At 54.1% G+C, this 10,508-nt stretch carries 9 protein-coding genes and 2 pseudogenes; 9 read left to right on the top strand and 2 right to left on the bottom strand.

Translation table 11 applies throughout. The features are described from left to right. Positions 1-463: 463 nt before the first annotated feature. From LSO07_RS17545 to LSO07_RS17530, 4 genes and pseudogenes are all read left to right on the top strand, one after another. Positions 464-838 (top strand): hypothetical protein, encoded by a 375-nt coding sequence (locus LSO07_RS17545; protein WP_231772989.1) that lies wholly within the window; start codon positions 464-466, stop codon positions 836-838. Next, positions 769-1,125 (top strand): uracil-DNA glycosylase, encoded by a 357-nt coding sequence (locus LSO07_RS17540; protein ID WP_231772988.1) that lies wholly within the window; start codon positions 769-771, stop codon positions 1,123-1,125. Before LSO07_RS17545 ends, LSO07_RS17540 begins: the two co-directional genes overlap by 70 nt. A 249-nt stretch (positions 1,126-1,374) precedes the next feature. Further along, on the top strand, positions 1,375-2,523 hold the full coding sequence (locus LSO07_RS17535; RefSeq protein ID WP_151092518.1) for an IS5 family transposase: 1,149 nt from the start codon (positions 1,375-1,377) through the stop codon (positions 2,521-2,523). A gap of 104 nt (positions 2,524-2,627) precedes the next feature. Continuing rightward, positions 2,628-3,432, top strand: a pseudogene (locus tag LSO07_RS17530) (IS5 family transposase). Positions 3,433-3,537: 105 nt separating this feature from the next. Here LSO07_RS17530 and LSO07_RS17525 read toward each other — a convergent pair. Continuing rightward, a complete protein-coding gene (locus LSO07_RS17525; protein ID WP_208672416.1) occupies positions 3,538-4,299 on the bottom strand; it encodes a hypothetical protein in 762 nt (253 codons plus the stop codon). A 338-nt stretch (positions 4,300-4,637) separates the two neighbouring features. Further along, positions 4,638-5,198 carry a hypothetical protein gene (locus LSO07_RS17520; RefSeq protein ID WP_208672415.1) on the bottom strand — a complete coding sequence of 187 codons (561 nt, stop codon included), beginning with the start codon at positions 5,196-5,198 and terminating at the stop codon, positions 4,638-4,640. Between the two features lie 266 nt (positions 5,199-5,464). On the opposite strand from LSO07_RS17520, the gene LSO07_RS17515 reads away from it, so the two are divergent. From LSO07_RS17515 to LSO07_RS17495, 5 genes and pseudogenes are all read left to right on the top strand, one after another. After that, positions 5,465-7,021: an adenylate/guanylate cyclase domain-containing protein gene (locus tag LSO07_RS17515; protein WP_208672414.1), complete on the top strand. Its 1,557-nt coding sequence runs from the start codon at positions 5,465-5,467 to the stop codon at positions 7,019-7,021. Next, positions 7,021-8,640 carry a ThiF family adenylyltransferase gene (locus LSO07_RS17510; RefSeq protein ID WP_208672413.1) on the top strand — a complete coding sequence of 540 codons (1,620 nt, stop codon included), beginning with the start codon at positions 7,021-7,023 and terminating at the stop codon, positions 8,638-8,640. The genes LSO07_RS17515 and LSO07_RS17510 overlap by 1 nt, the downstream gene beginning before the upstream one ends. Positions 8,641-8,650: 10 nt before the next feature. Then, on the top strand, positions 8,651-9,187 hold the full coding sequence (locus LSO07_RS17505; protein ID WP_208672412.1) for a Mov34/MPN/PAD-1 family protein: 537 nt from the start codon (positions 8,651-8,653) through the stop codon (positions 9,185-9,187). A 130-nt stretch (positions 9,188-9,317) separates the two neighbouring features. Continuing rightward, positions 9,318-9,413, top strand: a pseudogene (locus LSO07_RS17500) (IS3 family transposase); the annotation flags it as partial. An 11-nt stretch (positions 9,414-9,424) separates the two neighbouring features. Beyond that, positions 9,425-10,153 (top strand): hypothetical protein, encoded by a 729-nt coding sequence (locus LSO07_RS17495; RefSeq protein ID WP_208672411.1) that lies wholly within the window; start codon positions 9,425-9,427, stop codon positions 10,151-10,153. Positions 10,154-10,508 lie beyond the last annotated feature (355 nt).

The raw sequence follows: 10,508 nt of genomic DNA, 5'->3' as shown, positions 1-10,508 counted from the left end.
GTGTAGAGAAGAGTGTTGGTTGACTAGAGGAAGATTAGCATGGATGAGTAGAGTGAGTGGGGCAGGAGGCAGAGGGCGCGCAGGAGTGTGGGGGAGCGTGGAGTGATGAGTGGGGGGGGTGGTGGATGGGGGGGTGTGGAGTGAGGTGTGTAGGTAAGTTGTGGGGGTGGGGAATTCTCAGGAACAGGTGCAGTACTATGAAAACAGTCTCACCAACTTCTGATAATTGTCTCACCAACTTCTGGATGAATATACGCCAAATGGCCGAATTGTCTCACCAACTTCTGATTGTTCACAGTGGAATCGGCGCTGAATTTCTAAGCACCTTGCGCCACATCAAAGCCACCTGCTCATGCTGGTGGCTTTTTTTTGCCTGTTCGTATCGTGTCCACCTCATGCGGCTGAGCGTTCTATACTGGCATGCTGAAAAAGCATGGTTGACGAATGAGCTATGAGGTGAGGCATGGACGTACGCATCGACGCATCGTGGAAAGCGCGGCTGGAGGGGGAGTTTGCCCAGCCCTACTGGGAACGCCTGGCCGCCTTCGTGAAGGAAGAGTACGCGGCGGGGCAGTGTTTTCCGCCGGGCAAATATATTTTTCGGGCGTTCGACCTGACGCCGTTCGAGCAGGTCAAGGTGGTGATCCTGGGGCAAGACCCGTATCACATGCCCGGCGCGGCCATGGGGCTGTGCTTTTCGATTCCCGAAGGCACACCGCCTCAGCCCAGCCTGCAAATATCTTCAAGGAATTACATAGTGACGCGGGCGTGGCGCGCACGCGCACGGATTTGTCCGACTGGGCCGAGCAAGGCGTGTTTTTGCTCAACAGCGTGCTGACGGTGCGCGCGGGCACGGCCGGTTCGCACGCGGGCAAGGGATGGGAAAAGCTGACGGACAGTGCCATTCGCCACCTATCCGCCGAGCGGAATCATCTCGTGTTCATCCTGTGGGGCGGCTATGCACAAGCCAAGCGCACCCTGATCGATCCCGGCAAGCACCTGGTGCTGGCGGCGCCGCATCCATCTCCCTTGTCGGCCAGCAAAGGTTTTTTTGGCAGCAAACCGTTCAGCCAGGCCAATGCCTACCTGCAAGCGCATGGACAGGAGGCCATCGTCTGGGCATAAGTACGGCAACCGACAGCGGCAGGCGTTGCTCCCTACCGCTGTCTTCGCGCGTAACTCTTAGAACACCTATTAAAACCTACTGCGCGTCGCGATTTGCGGTTTCCGATGCTCACTGTGCATTCGCACAGTTCCGCGTCTCAACCACAACTCACATCCGCTCGCTACGGTTTTGTTAGGTGTTGTTAGAGGGTGTAGACAAAATCAACAACGAAGTTGTGGCATGCTATCTCGATGTGAAGGGAGCATGCTATGGTAACCAGGCATTCACTCGGCAGCACTGCGTCGTCAAGCATCGCCGGCGGCAGACCACCAGCGTTGAAGCCTGAGCATATCGCCGTTTTGCACGAAATCGTGCTGGAGCGCGCCCAGGCCAGCTTGCAGGAAATTGCCGACGAGCTGCATCACCGCTGCGCTCTGCGCGTGTGCGCAGCAACGATTCGTCGTGCCCTACGCGCGTTAGGCGTTGTGCGGCTCAAGCCACTGCGCCGTAAGGTCGCGGTGCGAGCCGAGGGCGCCAAACGGTATGGCTATACGGCAGCTCACCGGCGCGAGGCCATCTCGCCATACAGCACGAACCTGACAGATGCCGAATGGGAGCTGGTTGCTGATTTGTTCGAGCGTACACCGGGACAGCGAGGCACGCCCGTGCATTACAGCCGCCGCGACCTCGTCAATGCGTGCTCTTACGTGCTGCGTACAGGCTGCGCATGGCGGCTGCTACCCGAGACGTTTCCACCCTGGCAAGCGGTCTACAAGGCGTTTTCGCGCTGGGTCGGCGCAGGTGTATTCGAACAGATGCAAGACCGGCTGCGCGAACAATGGCGGGTACGCATGGGACGCGCAAGTACGCCAAGCGCGGCAATCATTGATGCACAGTCCACCCGTATCTCGCCGCAAGGTGGCGAAAGCGGATTTGATGCAGGCAAGAAGGTTAAAGGGCGCAAGCGTCATCTCGTGGTCGATACCATGGGGCTGATCATCGCCGTGTCCGTCACTGCCGCGAGCGTGCAAGACCGGGATGCGGCAGCAACCGTGGTGACGCAAGCGTGCAGTAAGAGCCCTCGCCTCGAAAGGCTCTATACCGACGGCGCCTATGGCGGGAAATGTGCGCAGGCCATCGAGCAGGCGCAGCATATTCGGGTTGAAGTGGTTCGTCATCCAGCCAATGGCACGACCGGCACGCTGCACGATCCCAAGACGCCCCCTGAAGATGCTGCGGCTGTATATGCCGGGTTCAGGGTCCTGCCGATGCGCTGGGTTGTCGAACGGACACACGCGTGGATGGAACGCTGGCGCCGCACGGTGATGCATCACGACCGCAAACTCACTGTTTCGGCAGCCTGGGTGTGGTTGGCTGAAGCACGTATGCTACTCAACAGACTCGCTTTTAAGCGTTGATTTCGTCTACACCCTGTAAGAGCGCCTAACAAAACGTCGTCCAGGGAAACAAAGGGCACCGATGCTGGTCAAACCTACCTGACATCATTTTCGAGGGCCACGCCGTGGCCAAAGCACTTCTTCCTGACGACCTGCGGGCGCTGATTCAGCCATCGCTACCAGCATATCGTCCTTCCCCCAAAGGCGGGCGTCCTCGCATTGACGACCGAGCCGCCTTGACCGGTATCCTGTTCGTCCTCAAGACCGGCTTGCCTTGGGAATATCTTCCCCGTGAAGTCGGTTGCGGCAGCGGCATGAGCTGCTGGCGGCGCCTGCATGCATAGCAACAGGCAGGTGTGTGGCAACGTATCCATGACGCCATGCTGCAGCACTTGCGGGAATACGACCAGATTCAGTGGGAACGCGCCAGTGTCGACTCGGCCAGCGTGCCATCCCCCCCTCGGCGGACAGCATACTGGCCCCAATCCCACCGACCGCGGCAAGCTCGGTTGCAAGCACCATCTGCTCGTCGATCAACGCGGTCTGCCTCTGGTGGCGAGCATCTCAGGGGCTCAGGTACATGATTCCCGCATGCTCATTCCCCTGCTCGAGGCCGTCCCTTCAGTAGCAGGGCTTGCCGGCCGTCCACGCAAGCGTCCGGCCAAACTGCATGCCGACAAGGCCTATGCTTCACGAGCCCATCGGGCTTGGTTGCGCAGCCGTGGCATCGCTCCACGCATAGCCCGCTATGGCATCGAGTCGCGCGATCGGCTGGGTAAATGGCGCTGGGTGGTCGAACGCACGCTGGGCTGGCTGCACCGCTTCCGCCGATTACGTATCCGCTACGAACGCCGTGCCCATATCCACCAGGCATTCCTCTCGCTTGCCTGCATACTCATCTGCTGGAGATACATTCAGCGGTTTTGTTAGGCGTTCTAAATCTGGGCCAAACAGCACAAAAACGGCTGTAAGAGCCACGACGGCCCATCCACGTAACCATCAGTTACGCGGAGACAAACCGCCGTTGTCCGGACCTCAGCCCTCCAGTTTTTCAGTGAAAAAATGGCCGATGCCACTGAGAATTTGGTCGATGTAGACCAAGCTCTCATTAATAAGAGCATCGGTCATGTAGCAGACCCATGGTGCGTCGCCACTTCGTGCCCAGCTGAACCATTCTTCAGGCCACTCCCGTTTTGTGCGTTTATGGAACTTGTTCCTCGCATCCAATGGCCACTCGAACCCGTTATGCAGCATGTTATTACGGTAACCAAATAACGCTTTGAGTATCGGGCGCAGCTCGGTAGGTAGGTATGAATTCAGGCCCGTGACGCATGAGAGTTCAAGAATCCCCTGCGTCACATCGTTTTCCATGGCACCTTTGGTTTTGCTGTAATACCACCGACAATTCCAACGCTTCGCTTCCTCGGCCGTCCATCTTGAATGATCTGGTGCCGGAAGCACCTTGCCTTCGTACTTTTGCTTTATTGATTCAAATACCTGGCTAAAAACCGTTTCGATAAACGGCGCAAGCATTCCTATCGCGGCCATGCTATGTGCTGCATCCTCATAGACCGATTCGTGGCATAAATCGGTGCGGTCATGTTCTGCATTTATGCGATCTATACCACGCCGTTTGGGGATTTCTTTCTCAATCTCGGCAATTTTCAAACTGCGAGTGCGAGCTATTTTCTGATGCACATTCAGCAATTCTCTTATTGCTCGCAACTGCGAGTCGTAGTCGACGTTTTTGAGCACAAGACACGCGAAATCACGCGGCTCCAAGCCAGAATCGAACATGTGCGGCACCATAATGACCTCGATAACTTTAGCGTGGCTTGTTCATGATAGGCGCTATCTGAAGCCGCGGCGCCGGAGGCTGAGGAAGATGAACCTGCGGCCGCTGATTGACGAACGGTGGTGGAACCAAGTTTCTCTTTCTCCCAGACTGAATAAGGTAGCGGCTAGGAGGGTGAAAAAAGTGCCGGGAGGCGGTCGATGAACGGGCGCCGTACCTACACTATACATGTGGAACGATATGGATAAAATCAGTATCTACGGGTCCACGTACCAATGGCACATTGATTATGCCTATGCCACTCGCGCTGGCGACCCCTGCCATTACCTATTCCTACGTTTTATGGAAACTTCCAAGCCAGGAGCGACGCGACAACGAACGACAGTGAGAGGAATGTGAAAACTGCGGACCGGAAGACCCAGTTCGACTTTCGCTGTATCACTTGAGATATTGAATGATGTTGTTCCAAGGCTTCGTAGACAAATGCCTCGGTATCCAAGCGCCTAAATTCTCTCACCATATCTTTCAACCCATTCTTGCCATATTTTTTAGAAATATATCCATAGAAGCTTAAAGGCTTGTATTCAGCTGTCCAAGGGCTTTTTTTCCCGACCAGAACAGATAAATTTTCCCTAGGCGCAATAACAAGCATGGCCGACAGCAGTGCGATGAGCGACGACAGTGTGGCGGAGAGACCGAAATATAGTGCTGCTCCGGGCCACTGCGCGATTTTCAAGCTTCCCCATAAAAATGCCAGAATGCCGGCGTTCATTGCCGAGAAGAATGTGCCTTTTGAATCCATGACGGACGTCCACTTGCGGCCGATCTCGGCATAGCTTGCGTATAGCTTCAGGCGGTCATCATCCTTCATTGCCGATGGTGAGGTCTCTTTTTCGTCCATTTTGCACTCCAGAAATTGTTTTGACATCTTACAATTAAAACGCATATTTCGAAACGAGTAGCGCTACTGTCGACTAAGTAACTGAAGGACAGGGCTCCAGTATGCCGCCAGACCAGCAAAGTTGTGAAATGGAAATTTTATTAATTGATTTTCATAAAAAATAATTTCCTCATGTTCTTGATTCAGCGGATTTCGGCCCAACGTGCATAATTATCGACGTGTCTAGACGATCGGTATTTTTGATAAATATCAAAGCTGGGAGGAGTATGGTGAAGCGGACGTGGGATGAGGACCGTGCGAAGAAACGCATTGAGACGCGCATTGACGAAGTCGAGACTGTTACCATTAAGGAATACGTACGAACCACGGACCTCACTGGTCTGGCTAATGGCGTCGCGTACCGAGTCGACGGCGTCCACCTTTATATCGATATATTGAACATCGATGAAATGCTGAACGTAACCGTCACCGAAGGGGAGCGCTCGCACCAGCGGACGTTGCGCTTCCTGAATCTACACTACCGTGCCGTTCGCAATATTCTGCTGGACGTAGACGCAATCGAAGTTGATTTCCATAATCAACGCCTGCATGCCGTATTTGCTAAGCCGTATGGTGACGAAAAGGCCCGTGTGATGAAGGCGGTCGCAACGGCGCAGCTAATCCGTGACGTGCTGGCAAAAACGAGGGAGGACAGTGACGATCCGCTTCCTGCGGCGAAGACGCGTATCGGCATTGATTCGGGCAAGGCGCTGGCGGTCAACAACGGCCGACGCTCCAGCCGGGAGCCACTGTTCCTGGGGAATCCCGCTAATCAGGCGGCTAAACGTGCTGCTGGAAGTGTGGGAGGCATCTACATGACGAATAACGTCAGAGTTGCGGCAGACTGGGATAAAGTTCTGGAAGTGGACGTCACTGCCGTAACTTCTGCACAAATCGCCGAAGCGCAAGAACATGCGGCCCTTACGGTCACTGTCGATCAGGTGGTCAAAAAGTGGAAAGAGGAGTTGGAGAACAGCCCGATCGGCAGTTTCATTTTCTATCGCCACACACCGCCCTTCCAATCATTGAAACTTGAAGATTTGACGCCGGCCAATTCCCGTCGCCAAGAGAGCGTTTCGCTGTATGCAGACATCGACAATTTCACACGCTACGTTGCCGACCGTGTGGACGATGACGAGAAGGCTAAGGACGTGGTCAGGACGCTGCACGTGCTGCGGGGCGAACTGGACAGCGTTTTGCATGAAGACTTTGCCGGGAAGAAGATCCGATTTATTGGCGATTGTGTCCATGGGATTTTGGTTGAGGGCACCGCGCAAAACACCGACGACGGGGAAACAGCAAAGAACGGGATTCTTTGCGCTGCCGCGATGCGAAGCAGCTTTAATCTGGCCCTGGTGGAATTAAAAAATTCGAATATTGATGCCGCCGACCTAGGTTTGCAGATCGGCCTGGAACACGGGATCACGTCGGTTACTCGCCTCGGCATTAAGGGAGAGCGGGTGCGGTGTTGCATTAGCCGGTCCGTACTGAAATCTGAGGCGGAGCAAAAGCGATGCGCCGGACGTCAAACCGCGATCGGACAAACGCTCTACGATAATGCGCCGGAGGCCTTCCAGAACCTATTCGGCTCGTTGCGGCGCCGTACTGACTTCGACTACGCTGCGGCCATGGATGCACTGGAACCTAACGACGATTCGAAGAAAAATTCCGCCTCTATCGGCGCTAGTCTCTCCAAGCCGGCGTTGTCTGCGGCGGCCAATGCAGGCTTCACGTTTAACGCCAGCGCTGCGCAGCCTTCCAGGAGCCAACGGGGGTTTTCCTGATGTGGTTTACGCGTCCGGATGGTATGCTACAGCAGGAGCAACGCGTCTTAGCCGACCTAGTCGCTGAGGGCTGGCTAAAAAATGTCGAGTGGGATATCGACGACGAAGCAAAGACCGCAGCGGTTGACGTCGATATGTTTGCTGGCGATCGATGGTGGGAGACCCGAATCGTCTATCCTTTCATTTATCCGTACGCGCCGCCACAAGTGATGCCGCGAGCGAAGGAGCGTTGGTCCCTGCATCAGTGGGGCCACGGTGAACTATGTTTGGAGATACGTGCGGACAACTGGTATCCAGGTTTGAATGCCGCAGACATGATGCGTAGCGCGCGCAAGTTGCTTGGGACCGAATCGACGCTTGACGAGGCCGGCTTGCCACTTGCGGTATTGAATGATCACCGCTTTACAGAGGGCCAGCGCATGGCGTGGGAGCCGATGAGGCTCCTACTTACTGACGATCTTGTCGCTGAAGTCCGGCGTCGTGGAGAGGTCGTCAGCATTCTCGAATTGTCGCGAGTTCAGTACGATTTGGCGTGGGTTTTCACTGGAATCTTACTGCTGGGTAATCGGCATTTTGACAAGTGGATTGATAACGGGCTGCCGAGCCAATTTCGCACGGCTAGCCTCCCCTTTGCGCGCATTGCCAATCTGGAAGAAGGTAGCGCCGCCCATATAGCATTGACCGATGATAGCTGTGCGCCAGATGAACTATGGCGGCATTTCTCCGATATCCCATTCGATGATCCAAAAATCGTCATAGGGATATTGCCCACTAAGATCCTTGCCAAATATCTCGGGCCAACTGAAGTTATTAATATGGCTATCATTCCGATGGATAACCAGCAACGTGCCCCCGCTCGCAACGATGCGCTCAATGGCAAACGCATTGCCATAGTTGGATGCGGCTCGATGGGAAGCAAAGTAGCTGCTAGCCTGGCGCGATGCGGTGTGTCTGATTTTCTTCTTTTTGACGGTGATGTGTTAAAGCCGGGCAATTTGGTACGCAACGAGCTTGATTGGTTTGAGGTCGGAGCGCATAAAGTCGATGGCGTGATGAGTCGGCTCCAAGCTATCAATCCAAAAGTTCAGGTCGACAGTTGGAAGGGACGTCTAGACGGTCAGCACTCCATGGCGACGATAGTTGCGGCCCTCGAAAAGCTGGGTAAATGTGATCTGATTGTCGAAACATCTGCTAGCGGGCAAGGGTTTGCCGCATCAGCCGCAGTGGCGTCACAAGCGAAGATCCCGATGGTATGGGGGCGGGTGTTTGGCGGTGGTTATGGCGGCTACGTAGTACGCTCCAGACCTGGCATCGAATCCCCACCGCTTGAAGTCCGACATCAGGTCTACACAGCCATGACAGATCCTTCCTTGCCTAAGCCGCCTGACGATAGCGACATCGACTATGGCAGTGAAAATGACGAGCATCAGGCGATGATTGCCGATGATGGAGATGTTTCTATCCTGTCTGGATATCTAACCCGACTGATTATCGATACACTACGTCCCGCGGCAGAATCTGATTATCAAGAATCCGCTTATCTGATCGGCTTGCGAAAAGAGTGGATTTTTGAGACGCCATTCGAGACGCGGCCGATTAGCTTGCCGCGCGTTGATTAATAAGCGCCCCATGATTGAAGTAACTTTAAGTGCGAAGTGCGCCCGCAAACTGAAAAAAGAGCTACACGCTGCCGGGCGAAACGAGATTGGAGGGGTGCTCGCGGCCGAACAGATAGCAGATGGCAAATTTTTGGTGCGAGCGCTGTCCGTTCAAAGAGATGGAACGCCTACTTCGTTCACTAGGGACCCATCGCAGCACCGAAAGTTTATTCGCCGCTTCCATCTGTTAACAGGATTCCAGCCACAGCGTTTTAACTATATGGGAGAGTGGCACTCACATCCAAGCTTTTTGGCACTGCCTAGTCGACCTGATATTCTTCAAATGCACGCCGAAATAAATGAACCCGAACAAACGGCCTCGTTCCTGGTGCTGATGATCGTTAAGCTGGGACACGATGCCTCACTTGTCGGCTCGACGCACGCATTCCGTAGGGGACACAATGCTGTTCGTGTTTCTCTGAAGGCCGAACCGGGCACAACGATTCGTGAAGAAGGAGTGATTTCGGCTCCAGGACCAATCCGAGTGCTACGCCGTTTCAGCGGTTGATGGGTTGCAAGCCGCGTGTAGGAACAAGGCTAGATTCAAAGACCGGTGTTAAGCCGATTTTGAATGTAGCCATAGGAGTCCACGCGGGCTGTCGCCATGCCAGTGCTAACCTATTCGCGGTTGAGTGTCCATCTTTGACTACGTCGAGATGTTCTACAATCCGAAACGCCATCACTGATTTAATGACAAGCTTTCGCCTGTAGAGTTTGATCGAAGGCATTTTTGAACGGCTCGCGAGTGCCCAGCGAACTCGTGGCGATTCATAAATCAATAAGCCGGCGTTTAAAATTAAAAACTTATTGCATCAAAAATCTTCGACACGGATTGCAGGAAGCGCACTTCCTTCCGTTGTTGTATAACTTCAAAAGGCTCAACGTGGCACAAAAGACTTATGCATTGCTCGATTTGGTTGGTATTAAAGACGCGATTAAAAATCACAAAGCGGCAGCAGTTCTTGAACGTTTCTGGAATGCCGCCGATAGCTGGACGACTTCTTTTCAAGCGCCTGTGGTGTCGATTCCCAATACCGGATATCGGATGTCACCGGAAGTTTATGTAACTACCTTTTCTGACACAGCGCTGCTTTACACTGATAACGAGCTTCACATCGATGATTTTGTAGGCATTGTCTTAGAGTTTAAGGCATGTATCGAACGCCAGACGGGTCTGGGGTCGTATGTGATCATCTCGCGCAACGACGAAATTCAACAGCCCGAATTGCCTGCCCTTGGCGGCAATCTGATCGGCTCAGGCGGTAGGCCCCGCTATGTCAAGTTGGCCGGATCGGGAACCGCGTGGATCAATCTGCACGCTGCCGACCGAGCTGTCACCGGACAGAAAGCTTGGCACGGGAAGTATTCTGTCTACGCGGTTGGGGAAAAATCGCTGCCCAGATCGGGCCTTTATAAAGATAGTATAGAGTGCGAAAGATTGATCGATGCGGATCATATTTTTGCGTTGGAATAAAGCGCTCTACGACAACTTGGAGCAACTTCCCGAGGTCCTTGAATGCCGGCGCCAGAGAGAGAAGCTCTTATGACAGAGATAATGGAGGAGGTTGAGGATGAGTATTCCGGCTTCGCTCGTCATTCAAACTTCACTGAGCGGATGGCGGTGCGATGCCGAGAGCTCACAACTAAGAACGCCTAACAAAACGTCGTCCAGAGAAACAAACCGCCCCAAAGCTGGTCAAACTGTAGTGGTTTAATGTACCCGGACACTGATTTAGGCGAGAATGCTCGCCATGGAGAGGTGTTTGATGAGCAAGCAAAGACGTACGTTTTCCCCTGAGTTCAAACAGCAGGCAGCATGCTTGGTGCTG

It is taken from the genome of Janthinobacterium sp. PLB04, from assembly GCF_021165895.1.
GTDB lineage: Bacteria > Pseudomonadota > Gammaproteobacteria > Burkholderiales > Burkholderiaceae_D > Janthinobacterium > Janthinobacterium lividum.
This window is presented reverse-complemented; position numbering and strand designations above follow the sequence as displayed.

What these genes read in the sequence shown, in the direction of transcription:
- LSO07_RS17505 (WP_208672412.1), top strand. Translation starts at nt 8,651, where the DNA reads ATGATTGAAGTAACTTTAAGTGCGAAGTGCGCCCGCAAACTGAAAAAA.
- LSO07_RS17520 (WP_208672415.1), bottom strand. Translation starts at nt 5,198, where the DNA reads ATGGACGAAAAAGAGACCTCACCATCGGCAATGAAGGATGATGACCGC.
- LSO07_RS17525 (WP_208672416.1), bottom strand. Translation starts at nt 4,299, where the DNA reads ATGTTCGATTCTGGCTTGGAGCCGCGTGATTTCGCGTGTCTTGTGCTC.
- LSO07_RS17535 (WP_151092518.1), top strand. Translation starts at nt 1,375, where the DNA reads ATGGTAACCAGGCATTCACTCGGCAGCACTGCGTCGTCAAGCATCGCC.
- LSO07_RS17510 (WP_208672413.1), top strand. Translation starts at nt 7,021, where the DNA reads ATGTGGTTTACGCGTCCGGATGGTATGCTACAGCAGGAGCAACGCGTC.
- LSO07_RS17545 (WP_231772989.1), top strand. Translation starts at nt 464, where the DNA reads ATGGACGTACGCATCGACGCATCGTGGAAAGCGCGGCTGGAGGGGGAG.
- LSO07_RS17515 (WP_208672414.1), top strand. Translation starts at nt 5,465, where the DNA reads ATGGTGAAGCGGACGTGGGATGAGGACCGTGCGAAGAAACGCATTGAG.